Source organism: Actinoplanes sp. NPDC051388, from assembly GCF_055586225.1.
In genome coordinates, this window is the sequence record NZ_JBVJIP010000016.1 from 152099 (window position 1) to 178379 (window position 26281).

Here is a 26281-nt window from a genome sequence, read left to right on the forward strand (position 1 = left end):
GCCGCGGGCGCCGTCAGGCTCGCACCGCCGCGATGGCCGGGCCGCGGATCGCCCGGCGGGCGGTGCCGATCATGGCCGCCGCGGTGAGCGTGACGGCGATCGCCACGACCACCGCGAAGGCGACCGGCGTCGCGTCCGGCCAGACCCGGCCGGCCCGGGCCGAGCCGAACGGCAGGATGGTGAACAGCGAGGCGAGCGCGCCGCCGAGCACGCCGGTGACCGTCACCAGCAGACCCTCCAGCGCGACCAGCACGGTCAGCTGGCCGCGGGTGGCGCCGGCCAGACGGTGCTGGGCGAACTCCCGGCGCCGGTGCACGGTGGCCGCGATCAGGGTGTTCACCAGCATCACCGCGACGAACAGCGTGATCATGCCGACGACCACGTAGTTCAGGGTCTGGATGTCCTGCGCGTACTCCGGCTGGATCCGGCCCTCGGACGCCCGGTCCTCGATGCCCTGCATGTAGACCGTGCCGGTGGCGATGCCGGTGAACAGCACGACCGGCATCACCGCACCGGCCATCCGGCGGGCCCGGGTGCGCACGCCGAGCAGGGCCAGGTCGCCGGGGGCGCGGCCGAGCGCGCGTACCGGTCCACTCAGGATCGCGGCGACCAGCCGCAGCAGTTCCGGCGCGAGCAGGGCGAAGCCGATCGACGCCCAGATGCCGGCCTGGCCGGCGGTCTGCATGGCGTCGATGCCCTTGCCGTCCATCAGGGTCGCGGTCAGCACCGCGCAGTTCGCGCCGATCAGCAGGAACACCACCGCGGCGATCCGCCGGGCCCGCGGCCGGGCCGGCCGGTCGCCACGCGAGGTACGCCGGGCGGTCGCCATGCCCGCGGCGATCGATCCGAGCAGCGTGACACCGAAGCCGACGCCCAGCGCGACCGGCCCGAACACGCCTGCCACCGAACCCGCCACCTGACCGGTGTCGCGCATCAGGTCGAGCAGCACGCCGCCGAGCAGCATCCCGAACGGCACGGCCACCGCCGACGCGACGAACGCGACCACGACCGCCTCGCCGACGATCATCCGGCGCAGTTGCGGCCCGGTCGCGCCGATCCGGCGCAGCAGGGCCACCTGCTCGGCGCGCTGGCGCACCGCCAGGCTGAGCGTCGAGGTGACGGCGAACGCCACGATGACCAGGCACCATCCGCCGCCGACCGCGGCGGTGGTGCTCAGCGATTCGGCGCTCGCCGGGTCGGCGCCGGCCGCGGTGTCCAGCAGGGACGCGAAGGCCATCAGCAGCGTCGCGCCGAGGAAGGCGGAGAGGAAGGTCGCGACGAAGCCGCCGGGGCGGTGCCGCAGATTGCGCAGGGCGACGGCGATCATGCCGGGACTCCGCTCTGGAGCGCGGCGCCCAGATCGCCCAGGTCGCCCAGGTGGGCGAGGCGCTCGGCGACGGCGTCCGCGGTGGGCGCGCTCAGCGAGCCGGCCAGGCGGCCGTCGGCGAGGAAGAGCACCGAGTCGGCGTACGCCGCCGCGACCGGATCGTGGGTGACCATCACGACCGTGCCGCCGTGCTCGTGCACCACCGCGCGCAGCAGGCCGAGCACCTCGCGGGCGCTGCGCATGTCCAGCGCGCCGGTCGGCTCGTCGGCGAAGATGACGGCCGGTTCGGTCACCAGCGCCCGGGCCACCGCCACCCGCTGCCGCTGCCCGCCGGAGAGCCGTTCCGGCAGGTCGTGCCGCCGGTCGCCGAGCCCGAGCTGCTCCAGAACGGCCTGGCAGCGCCCGCGATCGGCGCGCCGGCCGGCCAGGCGCAGTGGCAGCAGCACGTTCTGCTCCACGGTCAGCGACGGCAGCAGGTTGTAGTCCTGGAAGACGAAACCGACCCGTCGGCGGCGGAACTTCGTCATCGCGGTGTCCTTCGTGGCGGTCAGCTCGGTGCCGTCGATGAACACCCGGCCGGCGCTGGGCCGGTCGAGTCCCGCCACGCACTGCAGCAGCGTGCTCTTGCCGGAGCCGGACGGGCCCATCACCGCCGTGAAGCTGCCGGCGGCGAACGTGGTGGTGATGCCGTCGAGGGCGGTCACCGTGTCGTCGTAGGTCTTGTAGAGCGCTTCGATGCGTACCGCGTCAGTCATGCGTACACCGTATTGGTGCACTATTGCGGGGTGAAGTAGTGCTACCACCCCGATTGGCGGGCTAGTGCACCGGTGTGGTGCACTAGTGCATGGCCTCGCACGAGATCGCCTCGGAGATCGCCGCCCGGATCGCCTCGGGTGAGCTGGCGCCCGGCGCCCGCGTCATGTCCACCCGGCAGATCACCGCGCACTACGGCGTCGCGATGGCGACGGCGACGAAGGCCCTCGCCGAGCTGCGCCATCGCGGCCTGGTGCGGGCGGTGCCCGGGGTCGGCACGGTGGTCGCCGACGCCGGGCCGGTCGGCACTGCCCCGGACCGCGACCGGGTGGTGCGCGCCGCCGTCACCATCGCCGACGCGGAAGGGCTGGCCGGCCTGTCCATGCGGCGGCTGGCCGGCGAACTGGGCATCCCGACGATGTCGCTCTATCGCCGGGTGGCCGACAAGGAAGAGCTCGTGCTGCTGATGATGGACCGGGTGATGGCGGAGAACCCGCCACCGCCGGACCTCTCCCCCGAGACGGACGGCTGGCGGGCCTGCGTCGAGGCGCTCGCCCGGCTGCAGTGGGCGATGTACCGCCGGCACACCTGGCTCGCCCAGGCGGTCTCGTTCACCCGGCCGCTGCTGGCGCCGAACGCGATGGCGCACACCGAATGGACGATGCGGGCCATCGACAAGCGCGGCCTCGACCCCAACACCCAGTTCTGGGCGGCGGTGACGGTCGCCAACTACGTGCGCGGCACGGCGGTCAACCTCGAGGAGGAGGCGCAGGCCGAGCAGGAGACCGGCATCACCGATGTGGAGTGGATGCAGCGCCAGCAGGACCGGTTCATCGCCGTGCTGGGCACCGGGAAGCTGCCGATGATGGCCCGCTTCATCGGCAGCGACGACCGCGCCTTCGGCCTGGACACGCTGCTCGAGTTCGGCCTGCAACGCCTCCTCGACGGCCTGGAGCCACTGCTGGGCGGCACGGTCAGCGGTCGGCCCACTGCTGGTGGGCCGCGGCCACGCGGTCCCAGAGCGCCGCGCGCTCGGCCGGTGTGACGTCCGCGAGGGTGAGGCCGAAGACGTCGCCCAGCACGGCGAAGTAGTCGTTGCGCTCCGCCAGGACGCGCGCCTCGGCCGCGGTGTCCCCGACCCGGGTGAGCACCAGCCCGCGCAGAATGTCGGCGCCGCCGGCGTCGCGGCGCTGCACGGTGGCCACCCGCACGAAGCCGGACTCCGGCGAGGTGGAGAGGTGCCGGTGCTGGTCGGCGAAGGCGGACATGCCGGTGGCCTCGGCCCGGAAGTCCATGCCGAGGACGAGCCGCGCGGGTCGTGGTCGAACCGCCAGCCGCCGGGCTCGGCCTCGGACGGCCACAGCAGATAACGGAACGGGCCCTGCCGATGCTCGCCGGCCGTCAACGGCAGCGGCTCGTGCAGGCCGTCGCCGGTGCCGAGATCGACGAGCCAGTGGCCGTCGGGCGCCGCCTCGGAGGGCAGTCCCGAGACGGTGAGCACCAGGTGGTTGCCGGTGGCGCCGGGCGGTTGGGCCGCGCCGCCCTGCACGCCGCCGACGTGCCGGGTCACCCGATAGCCGAGCGCACGCAGGAGCTCCGAGAACGCGCCGTTCAAGTGGTAGCAGTAGCCGCCGCGGCCGCGCAGGATGCGCTCGACCGACTCGGCCGGCTCCACGGTGGTCGGACGGCCGAGCCAGATCTCCAGGCACTCATAGGGCACCCGCTCGGCGTGCGCCCGATGCAACGCGTGCAGCTCGGCCACGCTCGGCCTCCGCGGCGCCTCCGGGTCGAAACCGAGGCGCCGCAGATAGCCGGCCACGTCGATGGTCATCCGGCAAGTATCGCTAGGGCGCATTTGACGGATCAGCCAGGGCTGCTCCGTCAGTTGCGCCCTAGTCGAGCGTCATCGCGTAGAGGTGCAGGCGTGGGTCGTTCGGCAGGGTGATCGAGCGGATCTGCTTGCCCGCGGTCAGCGGCAGGGTGACGCCGAAGAGGTTCACCGGCGGGCCGTCCACGCCCTGGCCCGCCTTGATCCGGTGCGGCATGGCGAGCAGCGTGGTGCCGCCCGGCAGCGGGTTGCACCAGTCGGCCACCGTGACCGCCCTGGCCTCGGTGGTGCCGTCCGCGTAGCCGATGGTGATCGCGCCGGTCACCGGGCCGTTGTGCGTGGTGGCCACCAGCGCGAGCGAGCCGTGGTCACCGGTGGGCAGCAGCAGGGACTGGCCGGTGGCGGGCAGGAAGTTCTTCGCCGTGCCGGTCGGATCCGGCGCCTGGTAGGTGACGCCGTTCCAGGTCACCGGCCCGGCCGCGGGCAGCAGGTCGGCGTCGTAGCTCCAGCCGCCGCCGTCGAAGTCGCCCTCGCCCGGCGCGGCCACCGTCGCGGTGCCGTCCTTGCTCAGCTCGGCGGTCAGATCGACCGCGCAGGCGCCGGCCGCGGCCGTCGCACATTCCAGGGCCGGGCGGACCGTCACCGTCGCGGTGCGGGTCACGGTGTTCGCACCCCCCACGGTCACCTCGATCGGGTACGCCCCGTCCGCCGCCCCGGCCGGCGCGGTGACCGTGACCGTCGCCGACTGCGAGGTGGGCAGATGATTCGAAGTGAGATAGGGCAGCTGCCGCGGCTTGACCGCGACCGTCCACCCGGCCGGCCCGGTCGCCGACAGCGTGGGCCGGATCGAGGTCGGCGACTGGGCCACCACGTCCACCGTGAACACGGTCGAGCCGCCCGGCGGCAGCGCGGCGGAGGCCGGCCGCAGCGACGCGTCCACGTGCCGGCGCGGATCCTGCGGCGCCTGGTTCACCGACGGCGGCTCGGCGTTCACGCCGGTCCCCCAGGACGACGGCGTGGCGCCCACGGTGTGCGACAGCGTCCCGCCGCCGGCCACGTCCGACCAGCTCACCCAGTTCTTCGAGAGGTTGGTGCCGTTCAGCGAGACCCGCTGGATGTAGCGGTTCTCGTCGGTCGCGCCGGGCGCGGTGATCCGCAGGGTGCCGCCGCCCGGCGTCCGCACGGTCGCGCCGGGGAACTGCGGGCTGGACACGGCGAGGAAGTTCGCGCCGCTCATCGTCGGATAGAGGCCGAGCGAGGAGAACACGTACCAGGCGCTCATCGTGCCCAGGTCGTCGTTGCCGGTCATGCCGTCCGGGCCGGTGGTGAAGAGGGTCATCGCGGCGCGCACCACGGTCGCCGCCTTCGCCGGGTCGCCGGCCCAGTGATACAGGTAGGGCGCCAGCAGGTCGGGCTCGTTGTTCGGGTTGTAGGTCGGTTTGGCGTAGTAGTCGTAGGGCGCCGCGATCCAGTCCTCGCGGGCGGTGCGGGCGGGGTCGGTGAGCAGCTTGTCGTAGACGAAGAAGTCGTCCAGCCGCTGCTCGGTCTTCTTCCGCCCGCCCATCAGCTTGACCAGGCCGGCCGGGTCCTGCGGCACCAGCCACTGATACTGATAGGCGCCGCCCTCGTGGAACTGCTCGGCCGCGGCCACCGGGTCGTACGGCGTCAGCCAGGTGCCGTCCACGGTCCGCGGACGGAACTGCTTGGTGCCGCGGTCCCACAGGTTGCGGTACCACTGGCCGCGCCCGGCGAAGAGCGCCGCGTCCGCGGTCTTGCCGAGTCCCTGGGCCATCAGCGCGAGCGAGGCGTCGGCGGCCGCGTATTCGAGTGTCGCGGAGGCCGGGTGGTCGCAGTCGTTGTCGCCGCCCTTGGCCACGCAGTCGGTGCCCAGCCGCAGCCCGGACGGGATGTAGCCGCGGTCCGCGTAGTAGTCCTGCCCGGTCCGCCCGTTGTACGGCGAGCCGGCCGGCGGCTGCGACGTGGCGTTCGCCCGCAGCAGCGCGTACGCCTCCTCCTCGTGCCCGGCCAGCAGCCCCTTCGACCAGGCCTCGACCAGGAACGGGGTGACCGGGTCACCGGTCATGATGTTGGTCTCGCTGTTCGCCAGCGCCCAGCGCGGCAGCCAGCCGCCGTCCCGCCCGATCGCGACCACGGACAGCGCCACGTTCCGGGCGACGTCCGGAGCGAGCAGTTCGAGCAACTGGTTCTGCGGACGGTAGGTGTCCCACAACGAGAGGTTCTGGTAGGGCGTGTAGCCCTGTGCCACGTGCACCTGGCGGTCGAAGCCGACGTAGGCGCCGTCCACGTCGCCGGCCAGGTTGGGGTGCAGCAGGGAGTGGTAGAGGGCGGTGTAGAACGCGCTGCGGCGCTCGGGCGTACCCCCGTCGATCTTGATCCGGTCGAGCTCGTCCACCCACTGGGCGCGCAGTGCGGCACGCACCCGGTCGAAGTCGTAGCCGTCCGCGGTCTCCGCGGCGAGGTTCTTCCGCGCGCCCTCCGGGCCGGTGTAGGACAGACCGACCTTGACCACGACGTCGCGATCCGCGGCGGCGTCGAAGGTGACGTAGGCGCCGTTGCCGCCCGAACCGGCCGCATCCCGGCTGCCCGCGGTGATGTCGGAGCCGCGCCAGGTGCCGAACGCCGCGAACGGCCGGTCGAAGCTCGCCGTGAAATAGACGGTGTGGTTGTCCTGCCCGGCGCAGAAGTTCCCGGCGTTGACCCGGCCCTCGACCGTGCGGTCACCGACCACGTGGATCTCCGAGCCGAACACGTTCTGGTTCGCCTTGCCGGTGTTGAACAGGACGTTCGCCGCGTTCGTCGCGGGGAACGAGTAACGCTGCCAGCCGGTGCGCGCGGTCGCGGTCAGCTCGGCGCCGATGCCGTAGCGGGACAGCCCGACCCGGTAGTAGCCCGGCTCGGCGTCCTCGTCGTCGTGGCTGAAGGCCGACTTGTACGCGTTGTGGTCGGTGCTGCTGACCGCGCCCGTGGTGGGCATGATCGGCAGCTCGCCGGCCACCCCGCAGCCGACCCCGGAGAGATGCGTCTGGCTGAAGCCGTAGATCGCGTCCTGGGTGTAGTCGTATCCGCCCTGGCCACCGGTGTCCGGGCTGACCTGCACCATGCCGAACGGCGCCGCGGCGCCGGGGAAGGTGTTGCCGAAGTTCTGCGTGCCCACGAACGGATGGACGAGATCCACCGATTCCGGCTCCGCGGCGCCGGCCGCGCCGGGATGGGTGGCGAGCGCGAACGGCAGCAACAGGGCGACCACCAGCGAGCGGCGGATCATCGGCGAACCTCCGGGTGAACAACGTCATCTTCTCGTGACAACGTTGTCACCAGCCAGCGACCGATGTCAATGGAGAACGACCCGCTCAGGCGGACCTGGCCAACAGCGCCGCGTGATCGTCGCGCTCGTTCTCGCGTGCCGGGCGCACCATCCGGCGGAGCACGTCCAGCCCGCGGGTGGTGAGCTCGGCGGCGACCTGGTCCGGCGGGTAGAGATGACGCTCGAGCTCGATCTCCTGGCCGAACCGGCGGTAGGCCGGGGCGACGTCGCGGACGCCCTCGCCGGCCTGGAATCCGACCAGCAGATGACCACCCGGCGCGAGCACCCGGACCGCCTCGTCGAAGATGCACGCCTGGCCTGCGGGCGGCGTGTGGATGATCGAATACCAGAGCAGGACGCCGGGGAAGTGCCGGTCCGGAAAGGGCAGCTCGGTCAGCGAGCCCACGGCGAAGGTCACGCCGGGCTGTTCGCGGCGGGCCACGGCGACCATGCTCGGCGACAGGTCGATGCCCGCCATCAGACAGTCGCGGCCGGCCAGGTAGCGGCTGATCCGGCCGGTCCCGCAGCCGGCGTCGAGCACCCGGCGATCGTCCCCGGCCGTCACCGCCGCCGCGAACGCGTCGATCATCGCGAGGTCGTCCGGCGCCTCGGCCGCGGTGTCCGGGAAGTGGGACGCGTAGTTCTCGGCCACCGTGTCGTAGGCGAGCCGCACACCGGTTTCTGTCACCGCCGCATCCTCGCACCGGCCGCCGCGGCGCGTGTCGCGACTTGACAGGGACGCTCGGTGCTCGGGGAGGATGAACCGTGAGGTCAAGCCTTTCGACGCCGGCCGCCATCGCGGGCGGGGTGCTCTCCGCCGGCCCGCAACCACTGATCACCGCCTCCGGCGGCCTGCTCCTGCGGCCCTGGGAGCCGGTCGACGCGCCGGTGTTCCTGAGCGCCTACCAGGATCCGGCGATCCGGCACTGGCACACGCGACAGCCCGGGTCCGAGGAAGCGGTTCTCGAGTGGTTCGAACGCTACCGCCGGGACTGGGCCCACGAGACCGGCGCGCACTGGGCGGTGACCAGCGGCGGCGAAGTGCTGGGCCGCATCGCGATCGGCGGCATGAACCTGGACGACGGCGTCGCGGGGTGCGCCTACTGGGTGCTTCCGGCGGCGCGGGGAGCCGAGGTGGCTCCTCGCGCGCTGCGCGCGGTCAGCGCGTGGGCCTTCGGCACCGCCGGATTCCACCGCCTGCAGCTCAGCCACTCGACCCGCAACCAGGCGTCCTGCCGCGTCGCGCTCAAGTCCGGCTTCCTGCTGGAAGGCACCAAACGCAGCGAAGCCGTGCACTCCGACGGCCGGCACGACATGCACCTGCACGCCCGCATCCGCGCGGACGAGAGCCCCGGCTGACGACGGACTACCAGATCAGCACACCGCCGCCGAGGCTCTCGGCCCGGTCAGCGGCGGCCTCGATGTTGTCCAGACGCTCCGCCACCGTGTCGCCCCGCGAGCGGCCGGCCTCGTCCGGCGGCGCTATCACGTCGAGATTCGCGCGGAGCAGCGCGCACTCCCGGCGAAACTCCGCCAGCTCCTCCGGAAAGACGAAGAGATTGCCGCCGTTCAACTGCGGGAAGAACCGGGCGCCCAACTGCCGGACGGCGTCGGAGCCCCAGACCAGCTCCCGATATCTCTCGAAGCCCGCCAGATCGGAGACCTCCGCCGGGGTGTCGAGCACGACCACTCCGCCGCTCGCATCGAGGTGAAAGACGTAGACGTTCAGCGTCACAGGGAAAGATGCTGCCATGACCTCTGACGCCCCGGGGTGGGACGCCATCGACGCGCGCCTCGCCGAGCTCTATCCCGCCGTCGAGCCGCAGCACTTCGGCACGCTGCACCGGTTCGCTCTGGGCGGCCCGGACCCGCTCGACGGGGTCAGCTTCTATCCGCGGGACGAGCCGGCGCCGCACTGGCACATCGTCGGCTACGGCATGAGCGAGCTCTACGCCAAGGAGACCTCGAATGCCGATGAGTCGGGCTGGGGCTTCGAGTTCACCTTCCGCCCGGCTCGTGCCGCCGGCGACACCGCGCCTCCGATGTGGGCGGCGAACCTGCTGCAGAACCTCGCGCGCTATGTGTTCTCCAGCGGCAACTGGTTCGAGCCCGGCCATCACATGAACGCCAACGGCCCGATCCGGCAGGATCACCCGACCGCGATGACCGCGCTGGCCTTCGCCGAGGATCCTGAGCTGGGCAGCATCGGCACCCCGCACGGCCAGGTGCGGTTTCTGCAGGTGGTCGGGCTGACCGGCGATGAGTACGCGGCCGTGCGGCAGTGGGACACCGACGGGGTGCTAGGCCTGCTCGCCGAGCGGCAGCCGCTGCTGATCACCGACCTGGACCGCCCGCCGATCACCGACGACCCGGCCGTGCGCGCCGCGATCGAGGCTGGACGGACCCGCGACGGCTCCTCGACCGGACTGCTCATGGTGGCCGGCTTCGGCTGGGCCGCCGCCGACGAGGACGTGGTTCGTCTGCGGTTCAAGGCCATCACCACGCCGATGGTGGCGCAGGCGGTGCGCGACCGGCTGCCGCACGGGCGCGAACTGTGGCTCGACGGCGGCGACGTGCGGATGCTGCTGCGCCCCGCCGAAGTCTTCGCCGCCCGGCAGCCGGGCGACGGTGTGCTCGAGGTTGATCTGCCGGAGGCGGCGTTCACCGCGCTGCCCGATGCCCTGCGGCCCGGTACCCGCCCGGTTCCGGGAACCGGCCTGATCGTCGAGGTTGCAGTTGACACCGTGTGAAGGGGTCCGGTGGTCGGGACATGTTGAGCATCGGTGAGTTCGCGCATCGGACGGGAGTGTCCCGCCGGATGCTGCGGCATTGGGAAGAGGTCGGGCTGCTGGTTCCGGCCGAGGTCGATCCGTGGACCGGTCATCGCCGCTACGCGCCCCAGCAAACGGGCCGGGTACGGGCGATCGCCGCCTTGCGGGCCGTCGATTTCGGACTGGACGCCATCGGTGACCTCCTCGCCTCGGGATTGACCGAGCAGCGTCTCGTCGAGCTGCTCGAAGCCCGCGCGGCGGAACTGTCCCAGCAGATCACCGACGCCTCGGCACGTCTGGAAGAGGTGCGGACGCGCCTGCGATCCATCGAGGAGGGACACCACATCATCATGAAGACTCTCGAACTTTCCGCGCTGCCCGCGCTCGAGCTCGCGGGCCTGCAGGAAACCGTGACGGACGAGTCCGAGATCGGCGAGGCCGCCGGCCGACTGATGGCCGCCCTGCGTGAGCGCCTGCCGCAGGCCCGGGACATCGTTCTCACCTACGACGGCACCACCGACGGCGATGCGATCATCGTGACGGCCGGCGTGATCGGGTCCCCGCCCGGGAAAGGGCTGGAGACCATCGTGGTCGCCGGCGCGGCACGAGGCGCCGCGGTCCGCTACGCCGAAAAGCCGGACATCGGTGACGCCTGGATCACCCTGGACGCCGCCCTGGAGGAGTACGCGCTCCGCACCACCGGCGTCTACCGGCAGCTGCTGGAGGCCGGCGGCAGCGTGACGCTCCAGGCGCCGGTCGTGGAGTTGCACAGCCGCGACTGACGGCGCCGGCGCGGCGGCCGGGGGGGAAGGCCACCGGTGGCGGTTCCGGAACCGTGGACGCCGCCGCCCGCCCTCCGCCCCACGTCGAGCGGCTCACCTGCAACAACGATGATCGATGCCCCGTTTGCCCGTTCGGGCACGCGCGAGAAAGCGCTTCCCGAGCGTTCACCAGGCATTGACACGCGTGAAACACGGGTTCAGAGTGTGCTTTCAAAGAGCGCTTTCTTACATCCCCGTAACCGCTCTGTCACATCCCCATCCCCATCCGTCACCTTGATTCCCCGCAAGGAGATCCCATGACGTCTGGCGTCTTCAGACGAAGCCGCAAGCGTGTCGCCGTGCTCGGCGCCGCACTGCTCGGCCTTCTCGCGACCTACGTGGCCGTGACCTCGACCGCCGCCTCCGCCGCCGAGGTGGTGGTGTCCCAGGGCAAGCCGGTCACCGCATCGTCGGTCGAGTGGGCGGGCACCCCGGCCGCCGCCGCGGTCGACGGCAACACCGGCACCCGCTGGTCCAGCGCGTTCGCCGCCACCCAGTGGTTCCAGGTCGACCTCGGCACGGCCACCTCGGTCAGCCGGATCGCGATCAACTGGGAGGGCGCGTACGCGCGGGCCTTCACCATCCAGTTCTCCACCAACGGATCGAGCTACACGCAGGCGTACTCGACCACCACCGGCGCCGGCGGCCAGCAGAGCATCCCGGTGTCCGGCACCGCCCGCTACGTGCGGATCAACCTGACCCAGCGGGCGCTGGAGATCTACGGCTACTCGTTCTGGGAGTTCCAGGTGTTCTCCGGTGGCACCACGCCGCCGAGCGATCCGCCCACCGACCCACCGACCGGCGGCACCCGGCTGCTGTCGTACAACAAGCCGGCTCAGGCCTCCACCTCGCAGAACGACGTGAACTGCAACCCCTGCACCCCGGACAAGGCGTTCGACGCCGACCCGGCCAGCCGGTGGGCGACCAGCTCCACCAACGGCTGGGTGGACCCGGGCTGGATCTCGGTCGACCTGGGCGCCACCGCGCAGATCAGCCAGGTGGTGCTGCAGTGGGACCCGGCGTACGCGACCGCGTACCAGATCCAGGTGTCCGGTGACGGCAACAACTGGACGCCGATCTTCTCCACCACCACCGGCAACGGGCTCAAGGACGTCATCAACGCCACCGGCACCGGCCGCTACGTCCGGATGTACGGCACCGCCCGGGCCAGCGCCTACGGCTACTCGCTGTGGGAGTTCAGCATCTACGGCACCGGCGGCGCTCCGCAGGCCCCGCCGGCGCAACCGGCCGACCCGATCTTCCCGGCCACCCGCCTGGTCTTCCAGGACGAGTTCAACGACCCGGCCGGCACCAAGCCGAGCACGGCGAAGTGGACCTACGACCCGGGCGTGCCGCAGAACGGCGAAATCCAGTACTACACGCCGAACAGCGAGAACGCGCAGATGAACGGCCAGGGCAGCCTGGTCATCGAGGCCCGCCGGCAGGACTACCAGGGCCGGCAGTACACCTCGGCGCGGATGAACACCGGCAACAAGTTCCACGCGCAGTACGGCCGGGTCGAGGCCCGCGTCAAGGTGCCCAAGGGCAACGGGCTGTGGCCGGCGTTCTGGATGATGGGCGCCGACTTCCTGCAGGGCCGCCCGTGGCCCTACAACGGCGAGATCGACATCATGGAGGTCCTCGGCCGCAACACCAACGAGATGTACACGACGCTGCACGCTCCGGCCTACAACGGCGGCGGCGGATACGGCCAGAAGAACACCGCCTCGGCGGACCTGTCGCTGGCCTACCACGTGTACGCGGCCGAGTGGGACAGCAAGGGCATCCGGTTCTTCCTCGACAACCAGCTGGTCTTCAACGCCAGCAAGGCCACCGTCGAGGACACCCGCGGCCCATGGATCTACGACCACCCGTTCTACGTGATCCTCAACCTGGCCGTCGGCGGGGACTTCCCCGGCCCCATCGACGCCACCACGCCGTTCCCGTCACAGATGCTGGTCGACTACGTCCGCGTCTACCAGTGACCTGACCGGCTCGGCAGTAACGCCGGAGCGGGGCCCCCATCCCCGCTCCGGCGTCCCCACTTTCAAAGGGAGCTCTCCCCATGGCTTCAAGAAGAAGATGGTTCGCGGCCGCGGCCGCCGCACTGGTCGGCGCCGGCCTGATCGTCACCGCCACCAGCGCCAGCGCCGCCGACGGCCTGCTCTCGCTCAACCGCCCGGCCACCGCCTCCTCCACCGAGTCCGCCGCTTTCCCGGCCTCCGCCGCGGTCGACGGCAACCAGGGCACCCGCTGGTCCAGCGCGTTCAGCGACCCGCAATGGCTGCAGGTCGACCTGGGCGGCAGCGCCACGATCAGCTCGGTCGTGCTCGACTGGGAGGCGGCCTTCGCCCGCAACTTCACCGTCAAGGCGTCCGCCAACGGCAGCGCCTGGACCACGCTCAGCACGATCACCAACGGCCCCGGCGGCCGGCAGACCCTCGCGGTCAACGGCACCGGCCGGTACGTGCGGGTGGAGACTACCGTCCGCGCCACCCAGTGGGGTGTCTCGCTCAAGGAGTTCGAGGTGTACGGCAGCGGCGGTGGCAGCACCCCGCCGCCGACCATCCCGCCGGGCGCCGTGCGGGTGGCCGAGTTCCTGGCCGACTGCCCCTACAGCCACCGGCTGCCGGACGACCCGATCGTGTTCCCGAACATGCCCGGCGCGTCGCACATGCACAGCTTCTTCGGCAGCGTGGTGACCAACGCGCACACGACGGTGAACGACCTGCTCAACGCGAACAGCAACTGCAACCCGTCGATCGACAAGTCGTCCTACTGGATTCCCACGTTCTACAACAACAACGTGCCGGTCGAGCCGGTCACCGGCATCTTCTACTACCTCGGTGAGGGCGTCCGGGACGACCTGATCGCCACCACCCAGCCGCTGCCCCTGGGGTTGCGGATCGTGGCCGGCAACGCCCGCGCCACCGGGCCGGGCGACAACACCATCTCGCGCTGGTCCTGCCTGCACGCCGGCGACGTCGGCTCGTCGCACGACTTCGTCACCTGCCCGGCCGGCACGATGCTGGAGTCGTACCTGGACTTCCCGCAGTGCTGGAACGGCGTCGACCTGGACTCGGCCGACCACAAGAGCCACATGGCCTATCCGGTCAACGCCGCCTGCCCGGCCAGCCACCCGGTGGTGGTGCCGAAGCTGCGGCAGGTCATGCGCTACCCGGTGAACGGCAACCCGGCCAACTTCCGGCTGGCGTCCGGGGCCGGCTACACGATGCACGGCGACTTCTTCAACGCCTGGCCGGTGGACGAGATGGCCCGCCGGGTCAACGACTGCATCCGGATCATCGTCAAGTGCGGCACGAATGGCCGGCCGTGAGATGAGCACCTCCGCCGGGGCCCGCCGCGGCCCCGGCGGAAGCGCTCTAACGGGCCCTACCAGGGCCGGTGCTATAACAGACGCCATGACGCCGAGGCCCGCTCGCGGTGGGCACAACCCCACCATGGACCAGGTCGCGGAGGCGGCCGGGGTTTCGCGGGCCACCGTGTCCCGGGTGATCAACGGCGCGCCGAGCGTGGACGCCAAGATCCGCGAGATGGTCGAGCGAGCCATCGCCGACACCGGATATGTGCCCAACCTCGCGGCCCGCACCCTGGTGACCCGGCGCACCAACTCGGTGGCCTTGGTGATCTCGGAGCCCGAGCGCCCGGGCGACGACTCGTTCCTCAACCGGGTGTTCACCGACCCCTATTTCGGGCGCATCACGGCCGGCGCGACCGACGCGCTGCGCCCGCACGACGTGCACCTGGTGATCATCCCGACCGACTCCGGCGACCATCATCACGTGATCCGCTACCTGAAGCAGGGCCACGTCGACGGGGTGCTGCTGATCAGCAGCCACGAGCAGGACCCGCTCCCCCGGCAGGTGCACGACCTGGGCATCCCCGCGGTGGTGTCGGCCCGCCCGGCGCAGCCGATCGCGGCCAGCTTCGTCGACGTGGACCAGCGGCTGGGCGCCCGGCTGGCGGCCGAGCACCTGCTGGCCCGGGGGTGCCGGCGGCTGGCCACGATAAGCGGGCCGCTGGACATCCCGGCGGGGCTGGACCGGCTCGACGGCTTCCGGTCCTACCTGGCGAACCGCGGCTTCGCCGACGTCCCGTCGGTGGAGGGCGACTTCACCCGGGCCGGCGGCGAGGAGTGCGCGCGGCGGCTGCTCGAGGCCCACCCGGACGTGGACGGCCTGTTCGTGGCCAGCGACCTGATGTCCGAGGGCGCGTTGCGCGCGGTGCAGGACCTGGGCCACCGCGTGCCGGACGACGTGGCGGTGGTCGGCTTCGACGACAGCAGCGCGGCGCTCGACTGCCGGCCGCTGCTCACCACCATCCGGCAGCCGGTCGAGGAGATGGCCGCCGAGATGGCCGAGGTGCTGCTCGCCCAGATCGCCGCGCCCGGCCGCCTGCCGCGCTCGGTGACCTTTCAGCCCACCCTGGTGATCCGCGACAGCGCTTAGGGTCTAGGGGTATAGCTGGAGCATGGACATTCTTGTTGCCGGCGGGCACGGCAAGGTCGCGCTCCGGCTGCTCAAGCTTCTGGCCGAACAGGGGCACACGGCGCGCGGGCTGATCCGCTCGGCCGCGCACGCCGCCGATCTCGAGGCGGTGGGCGCCGTGCCGGTGCTCGGCGACCTGGAGAACGACGAAACGCTGGACGAATACGTGCGCGGCGCGGACGCGGTGGTGTTCGCCGCCGGAGCCGGGCCGGGCAGCGGGGCCGCCCGGAAGCGGACGGTCGATCTGGGCGGTGCGGTCAAGCTCGCCGACGCTGCGCGAGCCACCGGCGTACGCCGTTACGTGCTGGTGTCGTCGATCGGCGCCCAGGCGCCGGAGTCCGCGGGCGAGTCGATGCGGCCCTATCTGGAGGCCAAGGCCGAGGCCGACGAGTACGTGCGGGCCGCCGACCTGGACTGGACGATCGTGCGGCCGGGCTCGCTGACCGACGACCCGGGCACCGGCCTGATCCGGGCGTCCACCAAGCTCGGCGACCGCGGGCCGGTGACCCGCGACGACGTGGCCGCGACGCTGGCCGCCGTGCTGACCGAGCCGGCCACCGTCGGCGTGACGTTCGAGCTGTTCGCCGGCGACACCCCGATCGCCGCCGCCCTCCGGGAGCTGACCGCGTGACCACCGTCGACGAGGCGTGGAGCCTGAGCAGCTCGGACAGCGGCCTGGTCGTCGTCGCCACGCTGCGCGCCGACCAGAGCATCCAGTCGTCGCTGGTCAACGCCGGCCCGATCGACCATCCGGCCACCGGCGAGCGGGTGCTAGCCTTCGTCACGTACGGAAGGGTGAAGCTCTCGAATCTCCGAGCCCGTCCCCAGGTGACCGCGACGTTCCGCAACGGCTGGCAGTGGGCCGCCGTGGAGGGCGCGGCCGAGCTGGCCGGTCCGGACGACCCGCGCCCGTGGCTCGACCCGGAGTCCCTGCGCCTGCTGCTGCGCCAGATCTTCACCGCGGCCGGCGGCACCCACGACGACTGGCCGGAGTACGACCGCACGATGGTCGACCAGCGCCGCACCGCCGTCCTGATCACGCCGACAAGGGTCTACAGCAACTGACGCGACTCTTCAGATCTTGGCGATAGACGCTTGAAGCCGGGATGGATGTCACTCGACGGGGGTATCTTCGCGTCCCGCGGTCCGAGTGATGATTTGTGAACGGGAGAGCCGAATGACCGATCCTTCCGTGCCCCGGCAGCAGTTCCCGCTGTCCGCCGAGGACGTCGCCGACGGCGAGCAGTACGCCGAGCCGCACGATCCGGGACCCCCGGAGCAGTACGCCGGCGGCCCTGTCCCCGACCCCTGGGAGGAGTCGCCCGATGGCGAACTGGATCCTGGTCCCGTGCCTGGTGACCCTCAGGAATGAGTTCAACACGCTGAGCCCCGGGCGCGACCGGGGCGAGCGACGGCTCGATCGGCGACGCCGCGCATGCCGGGAGCTCCAGCGACCACAATCCCGACGAGACCGGGGCGACGCCCACTGAGGACGCGGACTCGATCAACGAGGTGCACGCGATCGATGTGGACAAGGACCTGCGCAGGGCCGGCTGGTCCATGGACAAGGCCGTCGAGATCATCGTGCGGCGGCACCGGAACCGGCTCGACCAGCGCCTGCAGAACGTGATCTGGAACCGGCGCATCTGGTCGGCCTCGTGGGGCTGGACCGCCCGCACGTACACCGGGGCCAACCCGCACGACAAGCATGCGCACTTCTCCGCGCGCTACACCACCGCCCAGGAGAGCGACACCCGCCACTGGGGACTACTGGAAGCCGAGGACGACGACATGGCCACGATCACCCAGACCGACTTCAACGCGCGGATGGACGCGTGGTGGTCCGCCCGGATGGCGTCGACCGCTCGGGAGAACCCGCAACGCGTCGCCCTGCGTCAGGCGGCCTGGCAGCAGACCGTGGGCCGCACCGGCAACTCGACGCACAACGTGCTCTTCGGCGAGATGCTCGACCTGCTGAAGAAGGCCGCCCAGGACGAGCCGGAGCGGGTCGCCGAGCTGGTCGTGGCCGGCATGGCGCTGAAGCGGGCGCTGGGCGATCGCGCACCCGAGGTCGGCCGCCTGCTCGCCGCCTAGGGAATGAGCCAAAGATCACCATGAGTATCCTCACGGTGACATCCGGTGTTAGTTTGGTCGGCGTGCTCGCGGAATTCCCTCGTACTGTCGCTCCCAGCCATCAACCGGTCCCCCGGCAGCGGCCGCCGCAGCGCAGACCCGAGCCGGTGCGCGCGCCGGTCGACGACGCGGTCGAGGTGGCCCGGGTGCGGTTGCGCCGGGGCTACCGCCTCGAGGCCGCTCAGCTGCTCGATCGGTGCGTGCGGGCACGGCAGTTGGACCGCATCGACGACGCGCCACTGACCGAGCGGTGGGCGTACGCCCAGGATCGCCTGACCGGAAACGGCCGCACCGCGCTGCAGCCGGCAGTGCTGCAGCGCGCGATCGCGTGGGTGACCCGCGAGGAGCTGGAGGCGGCCGACCGGGCCCTCGCCGCGGACCGGCCGTTCGCCGCGGCGCGCTTCGTGATCGCCGCCGACAAGATCGACCCGCGCGGCAACAAGGCGGCCCTGCTGCACGCCACCGCGCTGCACCGAGCCGCACAGAAGTCGCTGGCCAGAGCCGCCGAGGTGGGCGCGGCCGACGTGCGGGCCGAGGGGCCGGACGCGATCGGGCCGGCCGACTTCACCGGCCTGACCACTGAGCCGACCCGCGGCGGAAAACCGAGTGGAAACGCGGAAGCGCCGCACCGCAACGACCCCCGCCGCTCGGTCTCCGCGCACCTGCAGCGGGCCGACCGGTGCCTGCGCCAGGCGATCCCGCTGTTGCTGCGCGCTTCGGCCGACCCGGAGCTGCGACTGGAGTGCGACTACCTCTCCGACGCCGTCGAGCGCCGGCTGCACGCGCTGACCGAGCGCCGGGCCACCACCGACCGGATGGCCGCCGCCTGCGCCTGCCTGGTGGACTACGACGCGTTCGTGCGGCACTACGCCGACCAGGCGTTGCGCTGCCCGGCCGACCGCAGCAGCTTCCGCTCGTCGCTGGCCGCGCTGGCCGCCCGGATCGAGCGCCTGCTGACGCTGTCGCCGGCCGGCTCCGCCGAGGCCCGCCTGCTGACCACCCTGGCCGGCGGCGTGGCCAACATGCAGCGAGCGTTCACGAACTGACCGCCCTAGGCTGAGCCTCATGTTGATCAGCTGTGGCTGCCCGGTCGCCGGGGTGTGGGCCGACCCGCTGTCGGTGACCGGATTCGCGATGCGTGCCGAGGAGCTCGGCTACCACGGGTTGTGGAGTTTCCAGCGGCTGCTGGTCGGGGCCGGCGAGGAGATGGCGCCGGTCTATCACAGCGTGCTCGACCCGATGCTCGCGCTGACCTATGCCGCCGCCCGCACCACCACGATCCGGCTCGGCGTGGCGGTGATCAACCTGCCCTACCTGTCGCCGACCTATCTGGCCAAGCAGGCCGCCACCCTCGATGTGCTCTCCGGCGGCCGGGCCGACCTCGGGCTGGGCACCGGCTGGTCGGCGGTCGAGTTCGCCGCGACCGGCTCCGACCCGAACCCGCGCGGCCCGCGCACCGAGGAATACCTGTCCGTGCTCCGCGCACTGTTCACCCAGGACGTGGCGTCGTTCGAGGGCGAGTTCTACCGGGTGCCGCCGAGCACCATGGCGCCCAAGCCGGTGCAGCCGGGCGGCCCGCCGATCCTGCTCGGCGGCACCGCGGAGTCGGCGCTGCGCCGGGCCGGCCGGATCGCGGCCGGCTGGGTGAGCAGCAGCCGGGCCAGCTTCGCGGACATCCAGCGCGGCGCGCAGATCGTGCGGCGCTCCGCCGAGGAGTCCGGCCGCGACCCCGACCAGGTGCGCATCGTGGTGCGCGGCGTGGTGCAGGCCGGCCGCCGCGACGACGCGGTGCCGCTCTCCGGCGACTGGGCCCAGATCCGCGCCAACGCCGAGCTGTACGCCCAGGCCGGCGTCACCGAGCTGTTCTACGACCTGAACTGGGATCCGCTGATCGGCTCGCCGGACGCCGACCCGAGGGTGGCCGGCGAGCGGGCCGAGGAGATCCTCACCGCCCTGGCACCGGGCCGCACGAACGGCTGAAGATCTCCCATCACCCGACCGCGGCCTGTCGCGGCCGGCGCCCTGAGCTGCAGTCTTATCGGACGCGTTTCGAACCAGTTCGTTCCAGGGAGTCAGCTTGAACCGCCGCCCGCTCGTCGCCGTCGCCGCCGCCTTCGCGTTGTCCGTGATCGGATGCGGGTCGTCCGGCTCGCCGGCTGAGTCTGCTTCCGAGGCGGCGCCGTCCGCTTCCGAGGCGGCGCCGTCCGCTTCCGAGGCGGCGCCGTCCGCTTCCACTCCGGCCGCGACCGGCGGGCTGGGTTCGGTCAAGGACGCCGGTGACCTTCCCGACCCGTGCACGCTGCTCACCGACGACCAGGTGGTCGAGCTGACCGGGCGGGAGATCACCCAGCGGGACGAGGACGGCGCCGCCCCGGGCAGCACCACCCGCTTCTGCCAGTGGCAACAGCCGGGCGGGCAGCTCGCCGTCTTCCTGTCCCGCACCACGCTGTCCGACTACGAGGTGGTGATCAAGGAGGCCACGCCGGTGAACGATCTCGGCGACCGGGCGTTCCTGCTGGCCGGCCACCTGTATGTCCTCTATGGGACCGTCCAGCTCGACGTGTACTCCCGCGGCGACAGCGACGAGAAGAATCTGGTCAAGGCGACCCAGATCGTCGAGGTCCTGCTGCCGAAGATCTGACGCCCTTTGCTCTGCTTCCCGAGAGGAAGCGCCTTCCCAGAGGGAACGCCGCGCCGCCTTTGCTCTGCTTCCTCAGAGGAAGCGCCTTCCCAGAGGGAACGCCGCGCCCCCTTTGCTCTGCTTCCTCAGAGGAAGCGCCTTCCCAGAGGGAACGCCGCGCCCCCTTTGCTCTGCTTCCTCAGAGGAAGCGCCTTCCCAAGAGGGAACGCCGCGCCGCCTTTGCTCTGCTTCCCGAGAGGAAGCGCTCCCTCTGAGGAAGCAGAGCAAGGCGTGCGATCAGAACGCGGTCAGCGTGATGCCGATCGAGGTGGGGTCGCCGCTGTGCACGAGCGACTCCTGGTTGGCCACGTCGTCGAAGGCGAAGGCATAGGCCTTGCCGTCGACCATGTGGTCGTGGATCAGCTTGTTGTAGAGGTTGACCGGCTCGCTCCGATAGAAGGTCGCCGGGTCGGTGGACGGCTCCACCGCCTGCGTGCCGAGCGTGCCGCGCTGCAACGCCGCGCACAGGCTGCGCGCGATCGGGCCGACCACCAGGTCGTTCGGCGCGCCCAGGTTGCCGTCGCAGCCCCACACGTTGGCCGTGCTGGGCTTGGTGAAGGTGGCGACCTCCGCGCCCGAGGCGTCCCGGAACGTCATCACGTCGCCGGAGGTGCGCCCGCGGAACAGGTTGTCCGGCTGGTCGCCGAACGGCTGCACGGTCAGGTCGGTGTTCGCGTAGGCCGCCCAGGCCGAGTCGATGAACCCGTCCAGGTAGTCCGCCGGGAAGCCACCGGCGTCCGCGCCCTTGCCCGGGGACAGCACCCGCAGCACCGTTCCGTCGTCGCGGGTCTGCACCAGGCGGGAGAAGACCGGGTCGGCGTTGATGCCGTCGATCACCGCGGCCCGGCCGCCCGGCTCGAGCAGCCCGGTGGTCTGAGTCTGCCCGTCCGACCCGGTCACGCTCACCGAGTGCGGCACCGCGAACATGTCGACCTGCGAGCTGTTCAGGAACACGCCACTGTCGTTGTAGGTGAACTCGCTCCAGTCGAAGAGGAGGTTCGCGTTGGCGTCGCCGCCGGCCCACGGCGCCGGTTGCACCAGGCCGTCCTGACTGAGCTTGAAGTCGAGCTTGTCGCCGAACGACATGTACATCCGGCCCGACAGACCCTTGGGCACCTGGATGGTCTTGCTGGCGCCCGGACCCGGGCCGTCGATCGCGACGTCCGGCGCGGGCGTCGGCGGGTTCGTGCCGCCGGTCCACGGGGTGAAGGCGCCGGCCTCGTTCACATAGCCGAGCCGGTCCCCCGAGACGCCGAGGATGTAGAGGTGCACCGCCTCACTCCGGCCGGAGTCGTTGGTGACGGTGAGCGGCAGCAGGTCGGGGCCTGCGGCGAAGGCGTTCGGCACGGTGGCCACGGCGGACGGGATCGCCGCCGCGGCGAAGGCCAGCCCGGTCAGCAGTTTGCGATGGAATCGCATAGGCACTCCACGGTCGTCCCCCTCTTCGACGCCACCCGGCGGTGTCTCCGGGTTGGGGATGGCATCCGGTCAGGGTCGCGTCGGGGGCGGACAAGTTTGGGGGTGCGCCCTGGCCGTCACGCTCCGCAGCGCCGAGCCAGTGTCCGCCTCGGCTGTGAGAGCGCTCTCACGGATCATGGTCACGAGTTAGACAGATGTCAACTCGTCAATGCTGAACGGTGTCGTGCGAGGTGATGACCTTGGCTCGCGGCGGCATTCATCCATCATTCTCGATACGCATCGGGGAGTGCGCGCACGAATGGATTGTCGACGATACGTGACCGACGATCACCCGGAGGGTCACGCCACAAGGCCGCCCCCGAGAGCGTCCGACGACCGGAATTGTCAAGGCGCCGGGGCCGTCCCGCCGCAGATCTTCCCGTCCGGCGGCGACTGTCTGTGCAGGCCAAGCGGCCCCGGCCGACGCGAGGGACCGTGGACCGGAAACCCGGGCGTAACAATCGGCTGACTTTCGAGGGGTTGACCGTGCGTACAACGTCGATTGCCTAAGGTAGTGGCATCCCACGCCAATGGGGCGAAACGTCGTACCTTTATGCCGGTTTTGCACAATGGAGTCCCGCTTGAAGCAGGTGAACGGACGGGTTTGTGACCTGGGTCATAGGGCAATGCGTTATTCATTCGATGCGTCAACTCATTTCCTACAGGCGAATCACGGGATACGTTCCCAACCGGCAGCACCCGAATACCTCTCACGCAAGACGCACGTGGGGGAGTCGCGCCCATGGGAGGTGACTACGCGTGGAACCGCTGATCGAGGAGGCCGACCTCAACCGGGCCGGCGCTTCGACAGATGCGATCAACCCGACCCCGGCCACGCCGGCGAAGAAGGTCAGGACGCGGGGTAAGTCCCCCACCCAGATCGCCTTCGAGCGCCTCCGCAAGGACAAGGTCGCGGTCACCTGCTTCTGCGTCTTCATGTTCTTCGTGCTGATCGCCATCTTCGCGCCGCTGCTCGCGAGGCTCGAGGGGCAGGACATCTCCACGCTGCACCAGGACCTGATCGACGACTACGGCTTCCCGACCATCGGGCTGACCTCCGAGCACTGGCTCGGCGTCGAGCCCCGACTGGGCCGCGACCTGTTCGCGCGCTTCGTCTACGGCGCCCGCCCGTCGCTGATCGTGGCCGGCTCGGTCACCGTGCTCACCACCATCATCGGCGTCGTGGTCGGCCTGCTGGCCGGCTTCGCCGGCGGCTGGACCGACCGGATCCTCTCCTGGATCATCGACTTCGTCCTGAGCCTGCCCTACCTGCTCTTCGCGATCGCCGTCCCGGCGGTCCTGCTGGCGATGTTCGTCGGCAACGCGGAGGGCGCGTCCGCCACCGAGGTGGCCGAGGTGCGGTTCTATTCCCTGATCTTCGTGCTGTCCTTCTTCGGCTGGGCCACGCTGGCCCGACTGATCCGCGGTGAGGTGCTGTCCCTGCGCGAGCGTGAGTTCGTCGCGGCGGCAAAGGTTCTCGGTGTGCCGACCCGCAAGGTGCTGTTCAAGGAGCTGCTGCCCAACCTGGTGGCGCCCATCGTCATCTCGGTCTCGATGGCTCTACCGAGCTACATCGTTGTGGAGGCCGGCCTGACCTTTCTTGGCGTCGGCCTGACCGAGCCGACCCCATCGTGGGGCGTGACCATCGCCGCCGCGCAGAACTACTACCGGGCCGATCCGCTGTACCTGTGGATCCCCGTCCTTGCGATCACGGTTCTCGTGCTCAGCCTCAGCCTTCTCGGCGACGCCGTACGAGACGCTTTCGACCCCCGCACACGACGGTGACGTCACGTCACGACCCAGTAATGAGAAGAGGAGAAATGGCAAGGCGATTTAATGTGGCCGTGGCGGCGACCGCCGCTGTTGCCCTCGTTCTGACCGGCTGCAGCAGCCCGTCGGAGAACAACGAGGGTGGCGGTGGCAACACCGACTCCGGCAAGATCACGCAGCAGGCGAACGCGATCGACGCCAGCGCCAAGGGACCGGCGAAGCCGATCGAGGGCGCGAAGCAGGGCGGCACGATCGAGGTTCAGGCGGAGACCACGCCGAACACGTTCGACCCGACCGACATCTACTACGTGGACTCGAACGCGATCGCGAAGCTGCTGTTCCGCACGCCGACGCAGTTCGACATCCGCGACGGCAAGCCCACCCTGGTCCCTGACCTGACCGACCTGGGCACCGTGTCGGCGGACAAGCTGACCTGGACCTTCAAGATGCAGCCGGGCATCAAGTACGAGGACGGCACCGAGGTCAAGGTCGAGGACCTGGCGTACGCGATCAAGCGCTCCTTCGCGCACGACGTCTACGCGAACGGCCCGACCTACCAGCTGCAGTTCTTCAAGGACGGCGACAAGTACAAGGGCCCGTACGCGAGCGGCGACACCTACTCCGGCGTGGAGACCCAGGGCACCGACACCCTGATCGTCCACCTGGCGAAGCCGTTCCAGGACCTGCCGTTCTACATGACCTTCCCGATGTTCACACCCATCCAGAAGGCCAAGGACAACAAGCAGGACTACAAGAACCACCCGATCGCCACCGGCCCGTACATGTTCGACCAGTACCAGGCCGGCACCAAGCTCACGCTGAAGCGCAACCCGAACTGGGTGGCGGACACCGACCCGGCACGGCACAACTACCCGGATGCGTGGAACTTCAACTGGGGTGTCGACCTGGTCAAGAGCCAGACCGCGGTGCTGAACAGCAACGGTTCGGACGCCAACGCGATGAACTACGACGTGCTCGACGCGTCGCTGATCCCGCAGATCACCGCCGGCAAGCAGGCGCAGCTGGTCCAGGGTGAGAGCCCCTGCACGATCGTGGTGCAGATGGACACCCGGAAGATCCCGCTGGAGGTTCGCAAGGCGATCGCCAAGGCGTGGCCGTACGACGCGATCTGGAAGGCGGCCGGTCTCAACGACTACGTCGCCGAGCGAGCCAGCACCATCCTGCCGCCGTCCGTCCCCGGCTACGAGAAGTACGCCCCGGTTCCGGACCTCACCGGCTCCGGCGCGGGCGACCCGGCCGGCGCGAAGGCGATGCTGGAGGCCGCCGGCAAGACCGGCTTCGAGCTGAGCTGGTACTACGACAACACCAAGCCGATCCCGCAGCAGCTCACCCAGGTGCGTTCGGAGGCGCTGACCGCGGCCGGCTTCAAGGTCAAGCCGATCGGTGTGGCCACCGCGGACCTGCGTGCCAAGGTCGGCGACTACGACGCCCCGGTCAACATCGGCCAGAGCCCGGCCGGCTGGTGCTCCGACTGGCCCGCCGGTGGTTCGTGGTTCCCCGTGCTCTTCCAGTCGCACAGCATCACCGACGGCCAGAGTTGGGGCATGCTGTCGGACAAGGCGCTGGACGCCGAGATCGACACGATCGCCAACTTGCCCGCCGAGGAGTCCACTTCCAAGTGGGCCGCTCTGGACAAGAAGATCATGGAGATGTACATCGCCATCCCGCGTTACTACGACAAGATGGCGAACGTCCAGGGTACGAACATCGGCACGACCAAGGGTGACCCGACCACGGGCCTCCCGGTCTTCGCCGACATGTACCTGAAGAGCTGACCTTTCTCAGCTAGCTGGACCCGTGGTGGTCCGGTCCGCTTCACGGCGGCCGGGCCACCACGGGTGTAAGTCAGACCAACCCCCTGGAACGGACCGCAGGAGCGAGCTGTGCTGCTCTACATCCTCCGACGCGTCGTGAGCGCAATCTCCGTCGTGATCGTCACGCTGGTGGCCAGCTTCGCGCTGTTCTTCCTCGCCCCCACCGATCCGGCCGGCGTCATGTGCGGGACCCGGTGCACCCCCGAGCGGCTCGCCAACATCGAGAAGAGCCTGGACCTCGACGAACCGGCGATCACCCAGATCGGCCTGTACATGAAGGGCATCGTCGTCGGGCGCGAGTTCGAGTCCGGCGGCACCGTGCGCGACTGCGCGGCGCCCTGCCTGGGGTACTCGTACACGCTCGGCCAGCCGGTCACCACGCTGATCGCCCAGGCGCTGCCGGTGACCCTCTCGATCGTGCTCGGCGGCGCCGTCGTCTATCTGTTCATCGGCATCCTGGCCGGCACCATCGCGGCCCAGGTCAGAGGCACGCCGCTGGACAAGCTGACGGTCGGCTCGACGCTGGTCGTCGGCTCCTTCCCGTACTTCGTCTTCGCCCTGCTGGTCGCGCTCTACGCGACCTTCCTGCCGGAGTCGGGGTACACGTCGATCTTCGAAAGTCCGGTGGCGTGGGCGAGCGGCCTGCTCGCCGCCTGGCTGTGCGTGGGCGTCACCAACGCCGCCTCCTATACGCGATACTCCCGCGCCTCCATGATCGAAGCCCTGGGTCAGGACTTCGTGCGGACCGCGCGGTCGAAGGGCATCTCGCGCAACCGCGTCGTCTACCGCCACGGCCTGCGCGCGGCGCTCACCCCGGTGGCCACCATCTTCGGCATCGACCTGGCCTTCCAGCTGACCGGCGCGATCTTCACCGAGAGCATCTTCGGACTGCCCGGGATCGGGCTGCTGACGCTGCGGGCATTCGGCCAGTACGACCTGCCGGTGCTGATGGGCGGCGTCCTCGTCGGCTCCATCGTGCTGGTCGCCATGAACCTGATCGTGGACATCGCCTACACCTTCCTGGACCCGCGGGTCCGGCTCGGATGATCCAGAACGTACGCACGAAGGCGGC

The 26281-nt window shown here is 70.6% G+C and carries 24 protein-coding genes and 1 pseudogene; 17 read left to right on the forward strand and 8 right to left on the reverse strand.

The genetic code is table 11. From position 1 onward, the window contains the following. Positions 1–13 precede the first annotated feature (13 nt). Together ACZ6TI_RS34315 and ACZ6TI_RS34320 are read right to left on the reverse strand one after the other, a co-directional pair. Complete coding sequence (locus ACZ6TI_RS34315) at positions 14–1327, reverse strand: FtsX-like permease family protein (RefSeq protein ID WP_465349364.1); 1314 nt, start codon at positions 1325–1327, stop codon at positions 14–16. After that, positions 1324–2082, reverse strand: coding sequence for an ABC transporter ATP-binding protein (locus tag ACZ6TI_RS34320; protein WP_465349365.1), 759 nt, complete (start codon positions 2080–2082; stop codon positions 1324–1326). The genes ACZ6TI_RS34315 and ACZ6TI_RS34320 overlap by 4 nt, the downstream gene beginning before the upstream one ends. 89 nt (positions 2083–2171) lie before the next feature. On the opposite strand from ACZ6TI_RS34320, the gene ACZ6TI_RS34325 reads away from it, so the two are divergent. After that, positions 2172–3125, forward strand: coding sequence for a TetR/AcrR family transcriptional regulator C-terminal domain-containing protein (locus ACZ6TI_RS34325; protein WP_465349366.1), 954 nt, complete (start codon positions 2172–2174; stop codon positions 3123–3125). Here the strand turns inward: ACZ6TI_RS34325 and ACZ6TI_RS34330 are convergent. The 4 genes and pseudogenes from ACZ6TI_RS34330 to ACZ6TI_RS34345 form a co-directional block, all read right to left on the reverse strand. After that, entirely contained in the window at positions 3055–3375 is a 321-nt protein-coding gene (locus ACZ6TI_RS34330; RefSeq protein ID WP_465349367.1) for a hypothetical protein, read from the reverse strand. The genes ACZ6TI_RS34325 and ACZ6TI_RS34330 overlap by 71 nt on opposite strands. A gap of 143 nt (positions 3376–3518) precedes the next feature. Beyond that, positions 3519–3935 (reverse strand): annotated as a pseudogene (locus ACZ6TI_RS34335) (arylamine N-acetyltransferase family protein); the annotation flags it as partial. 37 nt (positions 3936–3972) lie between these two features. Then, positions 3973–7194, reverse strand: coding sequence for a GH92 family glycosyl hydrolase (locus ACZ6TI_RS34340; protein WP_465349368.1), 3222 nt, complete (start codon positions 7192–7194; stop codon positions 3973–3975). Positions 7195–7279: 85 nt separating this feature from the next. Continuing rightward, entirely contained in the window at positions 7280–7921 is a 642-nt protein-coding gene (locus ACZ6TI_RS34345) for a class I SAM-dependent DNA methyltransferase (protein WP_465349369.1), read from the reverse strand. Between the two features lie 77 nt (positions 7922–7998). Here ACZ6TI_RS34345 and ACZ6TI_RS34350 point away from each other — a divergent pair, with 77 nt between their 5' ends. Next, positions 7999–8592: a GNAT family N-acetyltransferase gene (locus ACZ6TI_RS34350; protein ID WP_465349370.1), complete on the forward strand. Its 594-nt coding sequence runs from the start codon at positions 7999–8001 to the stop codon at positions 8590–8592. Between the two features lie 7 nt (positions 8593–8599). On the opposite strand, the gene ACZ6TI_RS34355 is transcribed toward ACZ6TI_RS34350, so the two are convergent. Further along, positions 8600–8968, reverse strand: a complete 369-nt coding sequence (locus ACZ6TI_RS34355; protein WP_465349371.1) for a hypothetical protein — start codon at positions 8966–8968, stop codon at positions 8600–8602. 16 nt (positions 8969–8984) lie between these two features. On the opposite strand from ACZ6TI_RS34355, the gene ACZ6TI_RS34360 reads away from it, so the two are divergent. The 12 genes from ACZ6TI_RS34360 to ACZ6TI_RS34415 all read left to right on the forward strand — a co-directional run bounded on the left by ACZ6TI_RS34360 (position 8985) and on the right by ACZ6TI_RS34415 (position 20107). Further along, a complete protein-coding gene (locus tag ACZ6TI_RS34360) occupies positions 8985–9983 on the forward strand; it encodes a suppressor of fused domain protein (RefSeq protein WP_465349372.1) in 999 nt (332 codons plus the stop codon). Positions 9984–10003: 20 nt separating this feature from the next. After that, complete coding sequence (locus tag ACZ6TI_RS34365) at positions 10004–10786, forward strand: MerR family transcriptional regulator (protein ID WP_465349373.1); 783 nt, start codon at positions 10004–10006, stop codon at positions 10784–10786. A 296-nt stretch (positions 10787–11082) separates the two neighbouring features. Then, a complete protein-coding gene (locus ACZ6TI_RS34370; RefSeq protein WP_465349374.1) occupies positions 11083–12810 on the forward strand; it encodes a discoidin domain-containing protein in 1728 nt (575 codons plus the stop codon). An 80-nt stretch (positions 12811–12890) separates the two neighbouring features. Continuing rightward, complete coding sequence (locus ACZ6TI_RS34375; RefSeq protein ID WP_465349375.1) at positions 12891–14162, forward strand: DUF1996 domain-containing protein; 1272 nt, start codon at positions 12891–12893, stop codon at positions 14160–14162. Positions 14163–14286: 124 nt separating this feature from the next. Next, a complete protein-coding gene (locus ACZ6TI_RS34380; RefSeq protein WP_465349376.1) occupies positions 14287–15294 on the forward strand; it encodes a LacI family DNA-binding transcriptional regulator in 1008 nt (335 codons plus the stop codon). Positions 15295–15316: 22 nt separating this feature from the next. Beyond that, entirely contained in the window at positions 15317–15964 is a 648-nt protein-coding gene (locus ACZ6TI_RS34385; RefSeq protein ID WP_465349377.1) for an SDR family oxidoreductase, read from the forward strand. Next, positions 15961–16398 (forward strand): TIGR03618 family F420-dependent PPOX class oxidoreductase, encoded by a 438-nt coding sequence (locus ACZ6TI_RS34390; protein WP_465349378.1) that lies wholly within the window; start codon positions 15961–15963, stop codon positions 16396–16398. Before ACZ6TI_RS34385 ends, ACZ6TI_RS34390 begins: the two co-directional genes overlap by 4 nt. 112 nt (positions 16399–16510) lie before the next feature. Next, on the forward strand, positions 16511–16705 hold the full coding sequence (locus ACZ6TI_RS34395; RefSeq protein ID WP_465349379.1) for a hypothetical protein: 195 nt from the start codon (positions 16511–16513) through the stop codon (positions 16703–16705). A 140-nt stretch (positions 16706–16845) separates the two neighbouring features. Continuing rightward, complete coding sequence (locus tag ACZ6TI_RS34400) at positions 16846–17427, forward strand: hypothetical protein (RefSeq protein WP_465349380.1); 582 nt, start codon at positions 16846–16848, stop codon at positions 17425–17427. 146 nt (positions 17428–17573) lie between these two features. Beyond that, entirely contained in the window at positions 17574–18512 is a 939-nt protein-coding gene (locus ACZ6TI_RS34405; RefSeq protein ID WP_465349381.1) for a hypothetical protein, read from the forward strand. Positions 18513–18531: 19 nt separating this feature from the next. Next, positions 18532–19446, forward strand: coding sequence for a TIGR03619 family F420-dependent LLM class oxidoreductase (locus ACZ6TI_RS34410; RefSeq protein ID WP_465349382.1), 915 nt, complete (start codon positions 18532–18534; stop codon positions 19444–19446). Between the two features lie 97 nt (positions 19447–19543). Further along, positions 19544–20107: a DUF3558 family protein gene (locus tag ACZ6TI_RS34415; RefSeq protein ID WP_465349383.1), complete on the forward strand. Its 564-nt coding sequence runs from the start codon at positions 19544–19546 to the stop codon at positions 20105–20107. 276 nt (positions 20108–20383) lie between these two features. Here ACZ6TI_RS34415 and ACZ6TI_RS34420 read toward each other — a convergent pair whose 3' ends face one another. Further along, positions 20384–21565: a beta-1,3-glucanase family protein gene (locus ACZ6TI_RS34420; protein ID WP_465349384.1), complete on the reverse strand. Its 1182-nt coding sequence runs from the start codon at positions 21563–21565 to the stop codon at positions 20384–20386. A 798-nt stretch (positions 21566–22363) separates the two neighbouring features. Here ACZ6TI_RS34420 and ACZ6TI_RS34425 point away from each other — a divergent pair. The 3 genes from ACZ6TI_RS34425 (at position 22364) to ACZ6TI_RS34435 (ending at position 26256) form a co-directional block, all read left to right on the forward strand. Next, the gene (locus tag ACZ6TI_RS34425; RefSeq protein ID WP_465349385.1) at positions 22364–23389 is read left to right on the forward strand and encodes an ABC transporter permease; all 1026 of its coding nucleotides are present in this window, start codon (positions 22364–22366) and stop codon (positions 23387–23389) included. A gap of 35 nt (positions 23390–23424) precedes the next feature. Continuing rightward, positions 23425–25170 carry an ABC transporter substrate-binding protein gene (locus tag ACZ6TI_RS34430; protein WP_465349386.1) on the forward strand — a complete coding sequence of 582 codons (1746 nt, stop codon included), beginning with the start codon at positions 23425–23427 and terminating at the stop codon, positions 25168–25170. A 108-nt stretch (positions 25171–25278) separates the two neighbouring features. Then, positions 25279–26256 (forward strand): ABC transporter permease, encoded by a 978-nt coding sequence (locus ACZ6TI_RS34435; RefSeq protein ID WP_465349387.1) that lies wholly within the window; start codon positions 25279–25281, stop codon positions 26254–26256. The last annotated feature ends 25 nt before the right edge of the window (positions 26257–26281 follow it).